The sequence below is a fragment of the Streptomyces sp. NPDC088387 genome (genome assembly GCF_044753385.1).
Lineage (GTDB): Bacteria > Actinomycetota > Actinomycetes > Streptomycetales > Streptomycetaceae > Streptomyces.
Map to the genome: position 1 here is coordinate 81,639 of NZ_JBIVNC010000010.1, position 15,776 is coordinate 97,414.

A 15,776-nucleotide genomic window follows, 5' to 3' on the forward strand; every position below is an offset into this window, starting at 1 on the left:
GGTCAATTCTAGTAGGCGTAGGAAGAGGGGCAGGACACACCCGGTCCGGGCGCACCCCGCCCCTCCACTCGAACATCGCTCAGCAGCGAGGCGTCAGGAGACGCCGAGCTCCTTCGCGTTCTTCTTCAGGTCCTCGATACCACCGCACAGGAAGAACGCCTGCTCGGGGAAGTGGTCGTACTCGCCGTCGCAGATCGAGTTGAAGGCCGCGATGGACTCCTCCAGCGAGACGTCCGACCCGTCGACGCCGGTGAACTGCTTGGCGACGTGGGTGTTCTGGGACAGGAAGCGCTCCACACGACGGGCACGGTGGACAACGAGCTTGTCCTCCTCGCCGAGCTCGTCGATACCGAGGATCGCGATGATGTCCTGGAGGTCCTTGTACTTCTGGAGGATGTTCTTGACGCGCATCGCGGTCTCGTAGTGGTCCTGCGCGATGTACCGCGGGTCCAGGATGCGGGACGTGGAGTCCAGCGGGTCCACGGCCGGGTAGATGCCCTTCTCGGAGATCGGACGGGAGAGCACCGTCGTCGCGTCGAGGTGGGCGAAGGTGGTGGCCGGGGCCGGGTCGGTCAGGTCGTCCGCGGGGACGTAGATCGCCTGCATCGAGGTGATCGAGTGACCACGGGTCGAGGTGATGCGCTCCTGGAGGAGACCCATCTCGTCGGCCAGGTTCGGCTGGTAGCCCACCGCGGAGGGCATGCGGCCGAGCAGGGTCGAGACCTCGGAACCGGCCTGCGTGAAGCGGAAGATGTTGTCGATGAAGAACAGCACGTCCTGCTTCTGCACATCGCGGAAGTACTCCGCCATGGTCAGACCCGCGAGGGCCACGCGCAGACGGGTGCCCGGCGGCTCGTCCATCTGACCGAAGACCAGCGCGGTCTTGTCGATGACGCCCGACTCGGACATCTCCTCGATGAGGTCGTTGCCCTCACGGGTGCGCTCGCCGACACCGGCGAACACGGAGACACCGTCGTGGTTGTTGGCGACGCGGTAGATCATCTCCTGGATGAGCACCGTCTTGCCGACGCCGGCACCGCCGAACAGACCGATCTTGCCGCCCTTGACGTACGGGGTCAGCAGGTCGATGACCTTGACGCCGGTCTCGAACATCTCGGTCTTCGACTCGAGCTCGTCGAAGTTGGGCGCCTTGCGGTGGATGGACCAGCGCTCGCCCTCGTACTGCTCGTCGACGTTCAGCACCTCACCGAGGGTGTTGAACACCTTGCCCTTGGTGAAGTCGCCGACCGGGACGGTGATGCCGTCGCCGGTGTTGGTGACGGCGGCCTGGCGGACCAGACCGTCGGTGGGCTGCATCGAGATGGCGCGGACCAGGCCGTCACCCAGGTGCTGGGCGACCTCCAGGGTCAGCGTCTTCTTGGCGCCGTCCTGGGCCGGGTCGGCCACCTCGACGTGCAGCGCGTTGTAGATCTCCGGCATCGCGTCGACGGGGAACTCCACGTCGACGACCGGGCCGATGACCCGGGCGACGCGGCCCGTGGCCGTCGCGGTCTCAACAGTGGTGGTCATTAGCGGTCACTCCCCGCGGTCGCGTCGGCCAGGGCACTGGAGCCACCGACGATCTCGCTGATTTCCTGGGTGATTTCGGCCTGGCGGGCCGCGTTGGCAAGTCGGGAGAGCGTGTTGATCAGATCTCCCGCGTTGTCGGTGGCCGACTTCATCGCGCGCCGCGTGGCGGCGTGCTTCGAAGCGGCCGACTGGAGCAGCGCGTTGTAGATACGACTCTCCACGTAGCGCGGCAGCAGGGCGTCGAGGACGTCCTCCGCCGACGGCTCGAAGTCGTACAGCGGAAGGATCTCGCCCTTGGGCGCTTCCTTCGCCACCTCTTCGAGGCTCAGCGGCAGCAGCCGGTCGTCCTGCGCCGTCTGCGTCATCATCGACACGAACTCGGTGAAGACGATGTGGAGTTCATCCACGCCGCCGTCGGCCGTCTCCGTCTCGATCGCCTCGATCAGCGGCGCCGCGACCTTCTTGGCGTCCGCGTACGTCGGCTCGTCGGTGAAGCCGGTCCACGACTCCGCGATCTTGCGCTCACGGAAGTTGTAGTGGGCCACACCGCGCCGGCCGACGATGTACGTGACGACTTCCTGGCCCTCGCGCTCAAGGCGCGCGGTCAGCTGCTCCGCGGCCTTGATGGCGTTGGAGTTGAAGGCGCCGGCGAGACCGCGGTCGCTGGTCAGCAGCAGCACCGCGGACCGCGTGACCGTCTCGGCCGTCGTCGTCAGCGGGTGCTTGGTGTTGGAACCGGTCCCCACCGCCGTGACCGCGCGGGTGAGCTCGGTCGCGTACGGCGTGGAGGCCCGCACCTTGCGCTGCGCCTTGACGACACGCGAGGCGGCGATCATCTCCATCGCCTTGGTGATCTTCTTGGTCGCGCTGACGGTTTTGATGCGACGCTTGTAGACCCGGAGCTGGGCTCCCATGAGTCAGGTCCCTTCCGTCGTCACTTCGCGCCGGCGGCAGGAGTGTCCTCGCCGAGCAGCTTGCCGTCCGACGTCTCGAACTGCTTCTTGAACTCCGCGATGGCGTCGTCGATCGCCTGGATCGTGTCGTCCGACATCTTCGCGCCCTCCTTGATGGAGGTCATGAGGCCCTGCTCCTTGCGGTGCAGGTACTCCAGGAGCTCCTTCTCGAAGCGCCGGACGTCGGGAACCGGGACCTCGTCCATCTTGCCGTTGGTGCCGGCCCAGATGGAGACGACCTGGTCCTCGGTGGCCATCGGCTGGTACTGAGCCTGCTTGAGCAGCTCGACCATCCGCTGACCCCGCTCCAGCTGCGACTTCGACGCCGCGTCCAGGTCGGAACCGAAGGCGGCGAACGCCTCCAGCTCGCGGTACTGGGCGAGGTCGAGGCGGAGTCGGCCGGACACCTGGCGCATCGCCTTGTGCTGCGCGGAACCACCGACCCGGGAGACGGAGATACCGACGTTCAGCGCGGGGCGCTGACCGGCGTTGAACAGGTCCGACTCCAGGAAGCACTGGCCGTCGGTGATGGAGATGACGTTGGTCGGGATGAACGCCGAGACGTCGTTGGCCTTCGTCTCGACGATCGGCAGACCGGTCATCGAGCCCGCGCCCATGTCGTCGGAGAGCTTCGCGCAGCGCTCCAGCAGACGGGAGTGCAGGTAGAAGACGTCACCGGGGTAGGCCTCGCGCCCCGGCGGACGGCGGAGCAGCAGGGACACGGCGCGGTAGGCGTCGGCCTGCTTCGAGAGGTCGTCGAAGATGATGAGGACGTGCTTGCCCTCGTACATCCACTGCTGGCCGATGGCCGAACCGGTGTACGGCGCCAGGTACTTGAAGCCGGCCGGGTCGGACGCCGGGGCGGCGACGATGGTCGTGTACTCCAGCGCGCCGGCCTCTTCGAGGGCGCCACGCACGGAGGCGATGGTCGAACCCTTCTGACCGATGGCGACGTAGACGCAGCGGACCTGCTTGTTCGTGTCGCCCGAGCGCCAGTTGTCACGCTGGTTGATGATCGTGTCGACGGCCAGGGCGGTCTTGCCGGTCTGGCGGTCACCGATGATCAGCTGACGCTGGCCGCGGCCGATCGGGGTCATCGCGTCGACGGCCTTGTAGCCGGTCTCCATCGGCTCGTGCACCGACTTGCGGGCCATGACGCCCGGAGCCTGAAGCTCCAGGGCGCGGCGGCCGGACGTCTCGATCTCGCCGAGGCCGTCGATCGGGTTGCCGAGCGGGTCGACGACGCGGCCGAGGTAGCCCTCGCCGACAGCCACGGAGAGGACCTCGCCGGTACGGGAGACCGGCTGACCCTCCTCGATGCCGCTGAACTCACCGAGGACGACGCAGCCGATCTCGCGCTCCTCGAGGTTGAGGGCGAGACCGAGGGTGCCGTCCTCGAACTTCAGCAGTTCGTTGGCCATGGCCGAGGGAAGACCCTCGACCTTCGCGATGCCGTCGCCGGCAAGGGTGACCGTACCGACCTCCTCGCGCGAGGCCGCGTCCGGCTTGTACGACTGGACAAAGTTCTCCAGCGCGTCCCGGATCTCCTCCGGCCGGATCGTGAGCTCCGCCATCTGGGTTCCCTGCTCTCCTTGTTGGGCCCGAAGTTTCACTTGGGGGGATGGGGACTCCCCCCTGAAAGAGGTGAATCCTCTGCACGGCCCAACCGGGCCGTCATTACGTACTACGTGTTCAGTTGGCGCGCGGCTGTGCGTCAGCCCGCCAGCCGACGGGCGGCGTCCTCGACACGGTCCGCGATGGAGCCGTTGATCAGGTCGTCACCGATCAGCACCCGGATCCCGCCGACGACCCCGGGGTCGACGTCGAGGTTGAGGTGCATCCGGCGGCCGTAGAGCTTGGCCAGGGCGTCGCCCAGGCGCTGCTTCTGCTGGTCGCTCAGCGGGACGGCCGACGTGACGACGGCGACCATCCGCTCCCGGCGGTCGGCGGCGATCTTGGACAGGTGTTCCAGTCCCGCTTCCAGGCTACGTCCACGCGGCGCGGTCACAAGACGCGTCACCAGACGCTCCGTGACGGCCTCCGCCCGGCCGCCGAGCAGGCTGCGCAGCAGCTCGCTCTTGGCCGCGACGGTCGCCTTGCGGTCGGTCAGCGCGGCGCGCAGTCCGGTGCTCGAGGCGACGATCCGGCCGAACCGGAACAGCTCGTCCTCGACGCTGTCGAGCGCGCCCGCCCGCTGGGCGGCGGTGAGGTCGGCGGTGGCCGACAGCTCCTCCAGCGCGTCCACCAGATCGCGCGAGCGCGACCAGCGGGAGCGCACCATGCCGGCCACCAGGTCCGCGGTCTCGCCGCCGACCTGGGCGCCGAACAGGCGCTGGGCAAGTTCGGCCTTGGCCTCGCCGGCCTGCGCCGGGTCGGTGAGGACCCGACGCAGCGACACCTCGCGGTCGAGCAGCGCGGTGACGGCGGCCAGCTCGTCGGCGAGCCTGCCGGCGTCGACGGACGTGTTGTCCGTCAGCGCGTCGAGACGCTCACGTGCGGCTGCCAGGGCGTCGCGGCTCGCTCCGTTCATCGAGACGCCTCGGCCTTCTCCTCGAGCTCGTCGAGGAAGCGGTCGATGACGCGGCTCTGGCGGGCGTGGTCCTCGAGGGACTCGCCCACGAGCTTGCCGGCCAGGTCGGTGGCGAGCTTGCCGACGTCCTGGCGCAGCGCGGACGCGGCGGCCTTGCGGTCGGCCTCGATCTGGGTGTGACCGGCGGCGACGATCTCCTCACGCTGCCGCTGGCCTTCCGCGCGCATCTCGGCGATGAGCGTGGCGCCCTGTTCCTGCGCCTCCTGGCGCAGACGCGCGGCCTCGTGCCGGGCCTCGGCGAGCTGCGCCTTGTACTGCTCAAGGACGCTCTGGGCCTCGGTCTGGGCAGCCTCGGCCTTCTCGATACCGCCCTCGATGGCCTCGCGGCGCTCTTCCAGAACCTTGTTGATGTTCGGGAGGAGCTTCCAGGCGAGGAAGCCGAAGACGATGACGAAGGCGAGCAGGCCGATGACGAGCTCAGGGATCGGCGGGATGAGGGGATTTTCCAACTCCCCCTCGGCCGCGATGATGAGCATCTGGCTCATGTCAGTGCCTTTCGTCTAGTGGGCTGGTCGGGATCAGATGATCACGGGCCGTAGACGAACGGCATGACCAGACCGATGAGGGCGAGCGCCTCACAGAAGGCGAAGCCGAGGATCTGGTTGGCGCGGATCAGACCGGCAGCCTCGGGCTGACGGGCCAGGGCCTGCGTGCCGTTACCGAAGATGATGCCGACGCCGATGCCGGGGCCGATGGCGGCGAGGCCGTAACCGACGGAAGCGATGGAGCCTTCAACAGCAGCAAGAGTCTGGGACATGCCAGTTCTTCCTTTTCTTTACGGACCGATGGGGGTTGGCCACCGGACGTCTAGGGGGTGCAGTGCGGGACGCTCAGTGGTGCTCGGCGAGCGCGCCCTGGATGAAGGTGCAGGTCAGGAGTACGAAGACGTACGCCTGAAGGGCCTGGATGAAGAGCTCGAAGGCCGTCATCACGATGACCATGATGAAAGAGACACCCGCGTAGGCGATCCCGATGCCGTTGAGCAGGTACCAGCTGGCGATCGTGAAGAGGAGCAGCAGCGTGTGACCCGCGAACATGTTCGCGAAGAGTCGCACCGCGTGAGTGAAGGGGCGGACGATCAGGTTCGAGAAGAACTCGATGAGCATCGCCAACGGCAGAACCGGGCCGAGTTCCTTGTTGTAGCCCGTGAAGTTCTTGAACGCCCCCACGAAACCGTGCCGCTTGAACGTCAGCGAGACCCAGAGGACGTAGACGATCGCGGCGAGCACGGCCGGGTAGGCGATGATCGAGGTGACCGGGAACTGGGCGACCGGAATGATCGACCAGAGGTTCATCATCCAGACGAAGAAGAAGAGCGAGACGATCAGCGGAACGTACTTCTCGCCCTCCTTCCGACCGATGGTCTCGTAGACCACGCCACGGCGGATGAAGTCGTAGCCCGCCTCGGCGACCATCTGGAGCTTGCCCGGGACGACCTGCGGCTTGCGGAACGCCGCCCAGAAGAACCCGATCACGATGATCGAGCCGAGCAGCGCCAGCAGCATCGTCTTGTTGAAGTACACGTCACCGTTCGCGTCGCCCCACAGGGGCTCGAACAGGAACGAGTGCAGGCCGGGAGCCGGGAAGCCACAGCCGTCGAAGATATGGCAGTCGGTCTCGAAGGCGAGCACCTGCGTCGGGTCAGCACTCACCGCGGGCTCCTTCAGCGTGGCGCATAGGTACGGCAACCTCGTTGTGTCGGCGCGGCGCGCAGCCGCGGTTCGGCACTGGACTGGTGTTTCGAATGTGGGGGCGGCGGTTCGGCATCGAGCCTCGCGATGGAACAGGCGTCAGCTCGGATGCCCGCGCCCGCTGTGCCGCAGTTGGCACCGGACGATAGCAGCTTGTCGAACGCGCATTTATCCCGGCCCTACCCCTCACGACGAAGGGCCCGTCTTCTCGCGCTTGGCGCCCTCGGAGGACTCCGGTTCGACGTAAAGAATCTTGGACTTCATGGTCGCGTAAGTCTGCGCACCGATCCACACCACGGTCGTCGCGATGAGTGTGAACGCGAAGGCTCGCGGGTGGAACAGCGTGGTGTTCTTGAACGCGGCGACGAAGACGAAGAGCAGCAACAACTGTGCCGCGTAGAGCATCAGGCCCATCGCCTGGAAAAGGTGCGGAAGCGATTTGGCAGTGCGTTGGAGCACCAGCATTCCGAGGCCCATGAAGACGGTCGTCACCAGTGCGGCAACGATCGATCCGATCGCCCCCTTGCCGCCGACCACCACCCCACTGACAACAGCGGCAACCACACCCACGGCAATCGTGGGTACAGCTGCCTGGGCCAGGATCCGGGCGTCATTGGACGGCATGGCGGCAACTCCGCTTTCGCAGTGGGGCAGGGGTGTCGTCATGGACGAGCGTAGTCCCGGGCCGAGGGGGAAACTCACGCCAATGGACCGTCGCACTGCGGTCCTTCGGCCGTACCCGGGGTTCTCGTGAACGGTATCACAAACTATTTGATGAGGTCTTTACCTGCTGGGTGTGCCCGGTGTCACACATGAGGGTGAACCTGCGCGTCTGTGCAGATCGGGCGCCGACTTGTCTGGTATTGCGGCGCTTCGCTCTCCCATGACTTGGCAATGCTCTAGTCAGATTCTTACCTTCGGCGTCAGCGCGACGACTCCGCCTTGCGTCGATCCAGGAGCCGCGAACGGGCGCTCAGCGCGGTCGCGCCGTTGACTCCGGAGACCCCCGCGGCGACCGGCGTGCGGTGCTCGCCGGCCTCCTCCTCGCCCGCCGCGGACTCGTCCGCGTACGCGTGCCCGGCCGGTCCGCCCTCGAACACCGGCTCCACCGCCCGCCTCCGGTACCGCGGCGGCACGAACCGCTGGGCCCACAGCGGGGCGCGCGGGGTGAAGCGCGGCAGCAGAAGCAGGGCGAGGCCGATCGCGCTCAGTACCACGACACCGAGCACAATCCACATGGACGCCGAGTTCACGGAGTACGTGAGCGCCCCGAAGGCGATCAGCGCCGACCAGAAGTACATGATCAGGACGGCCCGGCTGTGCGAGTGGCCGATCTCCAGCAGCCGGTGGTGGAGGTGACCGCGGTCCGCCGCGAACGGGGACTGGCCGCGCCAGGTGCGGCGCACGATCGCCAGGACCAGGTCGGCCGCCGGGATCGCGATGATGGTCAGCGGCAGCAGCAGCGGGATGTAGACCGGGACGGTCTGGTGGACGGTGTTGCGCTCCGAACCGGAGAACAGGTTCATCACGTCCGGGTCGACCTGCCCGGTCACCGAGATCGCGCCGGCCGCGAGCACCAGCCCGATCAGCATCGAGCCCGAGTCGCCCATGAAGATCCGCGCCGGGTGCATGTTGTGCGGCAGGAAGCCCAGGCACATGCCCATCAGGATCGCCGCGAACAGCGTGGCCGGGGCGGCCGCCTCGATGCCGTACGAGTACCAGATCCGGTAGGCGTACATGAAGAACGCCGCCGAGGCGATGCAGACCATGCCCGCCGCGAGACCGTCCAGGCCGTCGACGAAGTTGACCGCGTTGATGGTGATGACGACCAGGGCGACGGTGAGCAGGGTGCCCTGCCACTGGGTCAGCGCGACCGTGCCGAAGCCGGGGATGGGCAGCCACAGGATCGTCAGACCCTGCATGACCATCACGCCGGCGGCGATCATCTGGCCGCCCAGCTTGATCAGGGCGTCGATCTCGAACTTGTCGTCCAGGACGCCGATCAGCCAGATCAGGGCCGCGCCCGAGAGCAGCGCCCGCGGTTCGTTCGACTTCTCGAAGACCTCGTTGAGGTTCGTGAGGTGGTCGGCGACCAGCAGGCCGGCGCACAGGCCGAAGAACATGGCGATACCGCCGAGCCGCGGAGTCGGTTCCCGGTGCACGTCACGGGCCCTGATCTCCGGCATCGCCCCGGCCACGATCGCGAACTTCCGTACCGGCCCTGTCAGCAGATACGTCACCGCGGCCGTGACGCAGAGCGTCAGCAGGTATTCACGCACGGGCTTCCCCACAGGTCTCGCTGGCCATCTCAGCCCCACACCCTAGCGAGGGACGCATATGAGTGGGGACATCCGGGTAGCGACGATGGTTGCACGTATTGCTGTGCATGGATGTAACGGATGACAACCCGGGAAGGTGTCCGGCCGGGCACCCCTCCATCGATACGGATTGGCGTCTACCCCCGCTCAAGCCGGATAGGGCGGAAACCCGGCAGTGAGTTCCCGCACCTCCTCGCGGACCCCCGCGCCGTCCTGCGCGCCCCGCACCACCCCCACGAGCAACTCCGCGATCCGCGCCATCTCCTCCTCCCGCATGCCCTGCGTGGTGACCGCGGCCGTACCCAGCCGCAGCCCCCGGGCCGTGCCGTCGGGCAGCGCGCAGCAGTCCAGGACCATCCCGGCGGCGGCGAGACGGCCACGGGCCTCGCGGCCGTCCGTGCCGAGGGGTGCCGGGTCGGCCGAGACGAGATGGGTGTCGGTGCCGCCGGTGGTGACGGCGAGACCGCCCGCCGCCAGGCCGGCGGCCAGCACCCGTGCGTTGGCGACGACTTGACGGGCGTACGTGCTGAAGGCCGGGGTCGCCGCCTCACCGAACGCGACCGCCTTGGCGGCGATGGTGTGCATCTGCGCGCCACCCTGTGTGAACGGGAACACCGCCCGGTCGATGCGCCCGGCCAGCTCCGCGCCGCACAGGATCATCCCGCCACGCGGCCCGCGCAGCACCTTGTGCGTGGTCGCGCACACCACGTCGGCGTACGGCACCGGATTGGGCGCCGCTCCCCCGGCGACCAGCCCGATCGGATGCGCCGCGTCGGCGATCAGATAGGCACCGGCCTCGTCGGCGATCTCGCGGAACGCGGCGTAGTCGAGGTGGCGGGGGTACGAGATCGAGCCGCAGACGATCGCCTTGGGGCGGTGGGCGCGGGCCAGCGCGCGGACCCGGTCGTGGTCGACCAGTCCGCTCTCCGCGTCGACGCCGTAGCCGACGAAGTCGAACCAGCGGCCCGAGAAGTTGGCCGGGGAGCCGTGGGTGAGATGGCCGCCGTAGGGCAGGCCGAGGGCGAGGACGGTGTCGCCGGGGCGCAGCAGGGCCGCGTAGGCGGCGAGGACGGCCGAAGACCCGGAGTGGGACTGGACGTTGGCGTGGTCGGCGCCGAACAGCGCGCGTGCCCGGTCCACCGCGACACGTTCGGCGACGTCGACGAGTTCGCAGCCGCCGTGGTGGCGCGCTCCCGGATAGCCCTCGGCGTACTTGTTGGCGAGCGGTGAGCCGAGGGCGGCGAGGACCGCGGGCGAGGTGAAGTTCTCGGCCGCGTTCAGCTGGAGCGTGGTCGACTGCCGGGCCAGTTCCCCGAGCAGAATCTCGGCGAGCTCGGGGTCCTGCCGGCGCAGGACGTCGGCCGATGGGGCGTGGGTGACCGTCATGATGGGCTCCGGGGCGTCGACGGTGACGTACGTCCAATGTAGGCCTGGGTCACGCCGGACGCCCGACGGTTGCGCCGCCCGTATCGCGGGGGCTGCCGCCCGGGGTGCTAGGTGCGCGCCGCGACGCCGGTCAGGGCGGTCACCACCGGGTCGAGGGCCTGGTGTATCTCGTCCCCGATCGAGCGGAAGAACGGCAGCGGGGCGCCGTACGGGTCGTACACCTCGTCCGCCTCCGCGGTGGGCGCGAGGAGCCAGCCGCGCAGCGCGGCGGCCGCCCGGACCAGGGCGCGGGCGCGGATCACCACGCCCTCCTCCAGGGGCGGCAGGGTGGCCGGGTCGATCGCCTTCACCAGCCGGGTGAACTCCTTGAGCGTGAACGTGCGCAGGCCCGCCGAGTGCCCCATGGAGATGACCTGGGCCCGGTGGTCGCGGGTCGCGGTGAGCACCAGGTCGGCCATGATGACGTGCTCGTCGAGGAGTTCACGGCCGGTGAAGCCGGAGGCGTCCGCGCCGAAGTCGGCCAGCACCGCCTCGGCGTTGGCCTCCATCGGCGCGCCCTCGTGACCCCAGGTGCCCGCGCTCTCCACGATCACCCCGCCGCCCAGGACGCCGAGCCGCTCCGACACGAAATGACGGGTCAGCCGCTCGGTGATCGGCGAGCGGCAGACGTTTCCGGTGCTGACGTGGAGGATCCGGAAGCTGTCGCGCGGAAGCCCCACGAAAGTCGTCGTGATCTCCGCCGCACGTTCCCCGTTGCCTATGCCACGCCCCGCGTCAGGGGCTGTCAATTGGCCACCTCGAGGTCGGGTACGACCTTGCGCAGCTCGTCGGGCGAGAGCGCGCCCTCGCGCAGCAGCACCGGCACCGGGCGGGTGACGTCCACGATGGACGACGGCACGTTGCCGGGGGTGGGGCCGCCGTCGAGGTAGACGGAGACGGAGTCGCCGAGCATCTCCTGGGCCGCGTCGCAGTCCTCCGGCGCCGGGTGGCCGGTGAGGTTGGCGGAGGAGACGGCCATCGGGCCGACCTCGGTGAGCAGTTCGATGGCGACCGGGTGCAGCGGCATCCGTACCGCGACCGTGCCGCGGGTGTCGCCGAGGTCCCACTGGAGGGACGGCTGGTGCTTGGCGACGAGGGTGAGCGCGCCCGGCCAGAAGGCGTCGACCAGCTCCCAGGCGAGCTCGGAGAAGTCCGTGACGAGGCCGTGCAGGGTGTTCGGGGAGCCGATCAGCACGGGCGTGGGCATGTTGCGGCCACGGCCCTTGGCCTCCAGGAGGTCGGTGACGGCCTCGGAGGAGAACGCGTCGGCGCCGATGCCGTACACGGTGTCGGTGGGGAGGACCACCAGCTCGCCCCGGCGGACGGCGGACGCGGCCTCGCGCAGACCCGTCACGCGGTCGGTCGCGTCATTGGTGTCGTATCGCCGTGCCATGTCTAGCGGGCCTCCTCGTACACGTACTGCCGGGATGTGGTGCTGCGGGTGCTCACGGCAGCGCCTTGCGGGCCGTGGCGAAGCGCGGACGGTTGTTGAGGTCGGGGTGGTCGGCCGCGTCCGCCCAGCCGAGCTCCTCGGTGAAGATCCACGGCACCTGGCCGCCCTGGGTGTCGGCGTGCTCGACGACGATCACACCGCCGGGGCGCAGCAGCCGGTGCGCGGTGCGCTCGATGCCGCGGATCAGGTCCAGGCCGTCCTCGCCGGAGAACAGCGCCATCTCGGGGTCGTGGTCGCGGGCCTCCGGGGCGACGTACTCCCACTCGGTGAGCGGGATGTACGGCGGGTTGGAGATCACCAGGTCGACCTGGCCGTCGAGGTCGCGGAAGGCGTCGAGGGCGTCGCCCTGCCGCAGGTCGACGCGGGAGCCCTCCATGTTCTTACGGGTCCAGCGCAGCGCTTCCTCGGACAGCTCCACGGCGTGCACGCGCGAGCGCGGCACCTCCTGGGCGAGGGCGAGCGCGATGGCGCCGGAGCCGGTGCACAGGTCGATGATGCAGGGCTCCACGACGTCCATCGCGCGGACGGCGTCTATGGCCCAGCCGACGACCGACTCGGTCTCCGGGCGGGGCACGAACACACCGGGCCCCACCTGGAGTTCGAGGTAGCGGAAGAAGGCGCGTCCGGTGATGTGCTGGAGCGGTTCACGCGCCTCGCGGCGGGCGATGACCTCCCAGTACCGGGCGTCGAAGTCGGAGTCCTTGACGGAGTGCAGCTGGCCCCGCTTCACGCCGTGCACAAACGCGGCGAGCTCCTCCGCGTCGGTGCGCGGCGAGGGCACGCCGGCGTCGGCCAGTCGCTGGGTGGCCTGGGCCACCTCCGCGAGCAGCACGCTGCGGGGGTTTGGGGGTCGCTCCCCAAATGACTGCTGCACGCAAGTCCTCCGTGTCGTACTCGTCCGTGCCGTACGCGCCTACGTCCGTGCCCGTACGCGCTTACGCGGCCGCGAGCTTGGCGGCCGAGTCCGCGTCGACGCAGGCCTGGATCACCGCGTCGAGGTCGCCGTCCAGGACCTGGTCCAGGTTGTACGCCTTGAAGCCGACCCGGTGGTCCGAGAGGCGATTCTCCGGGAAGTTGTACGTGCGGATCTTCTCGGAGCGGTCGACGGTGCGGACCTGGCTGCGGCGGGCGTCGGCGGCGTTCTTCTCCGCCTCCTCCTGGGCCGCGGCCAGCAGCCTGGAGCGCAGGATACGCAGTGCCTGCTCCTTGTTCTGAAGCTGGCTCTTCTCGTTCTGGCAGGAGGCGACGACTCCGGTCGGAATGTGCGTGATGCGTACGGCGGAGTCGGTGGTGTTGACGGACTGGCCGCCGGGGCCGGAGGAGCGGTAGACGTCGATGCGCAGGTCGTTCGGGTTGATCTCGACGTCGACCTCCTCGGCCTCGGGCGTGACCAGCACACCGGCGGCGGAGGTGTGGATCCGGCCCTGCGACTCGGTGGCGGGCACGCGCTGCACGCGGTGGACTCCGCCCTCGTACTTCATCCGGGCCCAGACGCCCTGGCCGGGCTCGGTGGCGCCGTTGCCGCCCTTGGTCTTCACGGCGACCTGGACGTCCTTGTAGCCGCCCAGTTCGGACTCGGTGGCGTCGATGATCTCGGTCTTCCAGCCGACGCGCTCCGCGTAGCGCAGGTACATGCGCAGCAGGTCGCCGGCGAAGAGCGCGGACTCGTCGCCGCCCGCACCCGCCTTGATCTCCAGAATGACGTCCTTGTCGTCACTCGGGTCGCGCGGGACCAGCAGCAGCCGCAGCTTCTCGGTCAGCTCCTCGCGCTGCTTCTCCAGGTCCTTGACCTCGGCGGCGAAGTCGGGGTCGTCGGCGGCGAACTCGCGGGCGGTCTCGATGTCGTCACCGGTCTGCTTCCAGGAGCGGAAGGTGCCGACGATCGGGGTCAGCTCGGCGTAGCGCTTGTTCAGCTTGCGCGCGTTGGCCTGGTCCGCGTGGACCGAGGGGTCCGCGAGCTTCTTCTCCAGGTCGGCGTGCTCGCCGACCAGCTCCTCGACGGCCTCGAACATCTTGGGCTCCTGAAATGACGTACGTGCGGAAAGTGGCGGGCGACCAAAAACGCCGGTCCCGGCGCACGCGTCCTCACGGAGAGGGGCGCGCGGCCGTGGACCGGCGAAATGGGGCTCGCTACTTCTTGGAGCCGGCGGCCTTGCCGAAGCGGGCCTCGAAGCGGGCCACACGGCCACCGGTGTCGAGGATCTTCTGCTTGCCCGTGTAGAACGGGTGGCACTCGGAGCAGACCTCGGCCCGGACGGTGCCGGACTCGATGGTGCTACGGGTGGTGAACGAGGCGCCACAGGTGCAGCTGACCTGCGTCTCGACGTACTGGGGGTGGATGTCGCGCTTCAAGGGGATCTCCTAGATTCGGGAGGGCGCCGGGTCGCGTCCGCGGGGTGCGGTCGCGTGAACCGGAGCCGACGTACCAGTCTGCCAGCACTGGTGCCATCCCCCAAAACCGGGGGTTGCCGAGATCTATTCCGCCGCGGGCCCGGTGGGGGCTCGTCGCGCAGTTCCCCGCGCCCCTGACCCGCGTAGCCGCGGGCATGCGTGCCGCCTGGGGCGGCACGGGTGGGCGCGGCGGCAGTCCGTCGCGCCGGGCCGCGCAACGCCCCCCGACACGCACCCTCGTCAGCCTGCCGTCACGACCCCGTCCGCCTGGCCCGTGGCCGTGTCCTTCGTGGCCGACGCGGGTATCGGCTTGTCGTTCTTGAGGGCCGTCCAGACCTGCTCGGCCTTGGGCTCGTCCAGCAGCACCCGATTCGCATCGGCGGGGTCGTACTGCACAGGCATCGTCACCATGTGCATGTTCGCCGAGCTGATCCCCTTGAGCCCGTTCGCCCAGGACATCAGCGAGTTCACCGACCCGATGTCGGAATCGGTCGTGACCGCCTTCGTGGCCGTGTCGGCGAGGTCGTACAGCTTCTTGGGGTTGGTGAACACCCCGATGTCCTTGACCTGCTCGACCAGCGCCTTGATGAACGCCTGCTGGAGCTGGATACGCCCGAGGTCGGAGCCGTCGCCCACACCGTGCCGGGTACGGACCAGACCGAGCGCCTGCTCCCCGGTGAGCTGATGCGTACCGGCCTTCAGGTCCAGATGGCTGTCGGGGTCACTGATGTCCTCCGTCGTGGTGACCTTGACACCCCCCAGCTCGTCCACCAGCTTCTCGAACCCGCTGAAGTCCACTTCCAGGTAGTGGTCCATCCGGATCCCGGTGATCGACTCGACGGTCTTCACCGCACAGGGCGCCCCCGCCGTGGAGTACGCGGAGTTGAACATCGCCCCGCTCGCCGCCGGATACGTCTTCCCGTCGGTGTCGGTGCACTCGGGACGGTCGATCAGGGTGTCGCGCGGGATCGAGACGACGCTGGCCTTCTTGTGGCCCTCGTACACGTGCACGATCATCGCGGTGTCGGAGCGCGCGCTGCCGTCGTCCGCGCCGCCGCCGAGCTTCTGGTTGCTGCCGGAGCGGGTGTCCGAGCCGAGGACCAGGATGTTCTCGGAGCCGTTGTCGACCTTGGTGGGCCGGTCGGTGCCGAGCGCGTGGTCGATGTCGACGCTCTTCAGGTTGCCGTTGAGCTTGAAGTACACGTAGCCGGCGCCGGTGCCGCCCAGCACAACGACCGCGGCCGCGGTCCAGGCGGCGATCTTCATGCCGGTGTGGCCCTTGCGGTCCTTGCGGCGGCGGCCCTTCGCGCGGTGGCGCGGCCCGCTGGAACCGGGTGTCCCCGGTATCTCGGGGCCCGGCGTGCTCTCGGCAGACATGTGCTCCTCAGCTCTCGTCCGATCGGCCACCCCAGCTGTGGCGGACGG

16 protein-coding genes are annotated in these 15,776 nt (G+C 68.8%); all 16 read right to left on the minus strand.

Going from position 1 to position 15,776, the window contains the following annotated elements; all coding sequences use genetic code 11:
• Window positions 1-93 precede the first annotated feature (93 nt).
• Window positions 94-1,530: a F0F1 ATP synthase subunit beta gene (atpD, locus tag ACIQAC_RS25900; RefSeq protein WP_402194617.1), complete on the minus strand. Its 1,437-nt coding sequence runs from the start codon at window positions 1,528-1,530 to the stop codon at window positions 94-96.
• Window positions 1,530-2,444: a F0F1 ATP synthase subunit gamma gene (locus ACIQAC_RS25905; protein WP_402194619.1), complete on the minus strand. Its 915-nt coding sequence runs from the start codon at window positions 2,442-2,444 to the stop codon at window positions 1,530-1,532. Before ACIQAC_RS25905 ends, atpD begins: the two co-directional genes overlap by 1 nt.
• Window positions 2,445-2,464: 20 nt before the next feature.
• The gene (gene atpA / locus ACIQAC_RS25910; RefSeq protein WP_402194621.1) at window positions 2,465-4,057 is read right to left on the minus strand and encodes a F0F1 ATP synthase subunit alpha; all 1,593 of its coding nucleotides are present in this window, start codon (window positions 4,055-4,057) and stop codon (window positions 2,465-2,467) included.
• A gap of 140 nt (window positions 4,058-4,197) precedes the next feature.
• A complete protein-coding gene (locus tag ACIQAC_RS25915) occupies window positions 4,198-5,013 on the minus strand; it encodes a F0F1 ATP synthase subunit delta (protein WP_402194623.1) in 816 nt (271 codons plus the stop codon).
• The gene (locus ACIQAC_RS25920) at window positions 5,010-5,558 is read right to left on the minus strand and encodes a F0F1 ATP synthase subunit B (protein ID WP_402194624.1); all 549 of its coding nucleotides are present in this window, start codon (window positions 5,556-5,558) and stop codon (window positions 5,010-5,012) included. The genes ACIQAC_RS25915 and ACIQAC_RS25920 overlap by 4 nt, the downstream gene beginning before the upstream one ends.
• 41 nt (window positions 5,559-5,599) lie before the next feature.
• Window positions 5,600-5,830 (minus strand): ATP synthase F0 subunit C, encoded by a 231-nt coding sequence (gene atpE / locus ACIQAC_RS25925; protein WP_402194625.1) that lies wholly within the window; start codon window positions 5,828-5,830, stop codon window positions 5,600-5,602.
• Window positions 5,831-5,903: 73 nt separating this feature from the next.
• Complete coding sequence (gene atpB, locus ACIQAC_RS25930; protein ID WP_402195093.1) at window positions 5,904-6,740, minus strand: F0F1 ATP synthase subunit A; 837 nt, start codon at window positions 6,738-6,740, stop codon at window positions 5,904-5,906.
• Window positions 6,741-6,950: 210 nt separating this feature from the next.
• Window positions 6,951-7,388: a hypothetical protein gene (locus tag ACIQAC_RS25935; protein WP_402195095.1), complete on the minus strand. Its 438-nt coding sequence runs from the start codon at window positions 7,386-7,388 to the stop codon at window positions 6,951-6,953.
• A 299-nt stretch (window positions 7,389-7,687) separates the two neighbouring features.
• The gene (locus ACIQAC_RS25940) at window positions 7,688-9,043 is read right to left on the minus strand and encodes an MraY family glycosyltransferase (RefSeq protein WP_402194628.1); all 1,356 of its coding nucleotides are present in this window, start codon (window positions 9,041-9,043) and stop codon (window positions 7,688-7,690) included.
• A 186-nt stretch (window positions 9,044-9,229) separates the two neighbouring features.
• The gene (gene glyA / locus ACIQAC_RS25945; RefSeq protein WP_402194631.1) at window positions 9,230-10,468 is read right to left on the minus strand and encodes a serine hydroxymethyltransferase; all 1,239 of its coding nucleotides are present in this window, start codon (window positions 10,466-10,468) and stop codon (window positions 9,230-9,232) included.
• Window positions 10,469-10,575: 107 nt separating this feature from the next.
• The gene (locus ACIQAC_RS25950) at window positions 10,576-11,256 is read right to left on the minus strand and encodes a protein-tyrosine-phosphatase (RefSeq protein WP_402194633.1); all 681 of its coding nucleotides are present in this window, start codon (window positions 11,254-11,256) and stop codon (window positions 10,576-10,578) included.
• A complete protein-coding gene (locus ACIQAC_RS25955) occupies window positions 11,253-11,900 on the minus strand; it encodes an L-threonylcarbamoyladenylate synthase (RefSeq protein WP_402194635.1) in 648 nt (215 codons plus the stop codon). The genes ACIQAC_RS25950 and ACIQAC_RS25955 overlap by 4 nt, the downstream gene beginning before the upstream one ends.
• A gap of 52 nt (window positions 11,901-11,952) precedes the next feature.
• Window positions 11,953-12,792, minus strand: a complete 840-nt coding sequence (gene prmC / locus ACIQAC_RS25960; protein WP_402194637.1) for a peptide chain release factor N(5)-glutamine methyltransferase — start codon at window positions 12,790-12,792, stop codon at window positions 11,953-11,955.
• 103 nt (window positions 12,793-12,895) lie between these two features.
• Window positions 12,896-13,972, minus strand: coding sequence for a peptide chain release factor 1 (prfA, locus tag ACIQAC_RS25965; protein WP_402194639.1), 1,077 nt, complete (start codon window positions 13,970-13,972; stop codon window positions 12,896-12,898).
• 118 nt (window positions 13,973-14,090) lie between these two features.
• Complete coding sequence (rpmE, locus tag ACIQAC_RS25970) at window positions 14,091-14,312, minus strand: 50S ribosomal protein L31 (protein ID WP_382685732.1); 222 nt, start codon at window positions 14,310-14,312, stop codon at window positions 14,091-14,093.
• Between the two features lie 279 nt (window positions 14,313-14,591).
• Window positions 14,592-15,728: an LCP family protein gene (locus tag ACIQAC_RS25975; protein ID WP_402194642.1), complete on the minus strand. Its 1,137-nt coding sequence runs from the start codon at window positions 15,726-15,728 to the stop codon at window positions 14,592-14,594.
• Window positions 15,729-15,776: the final 48 nt, after the last annotated feature.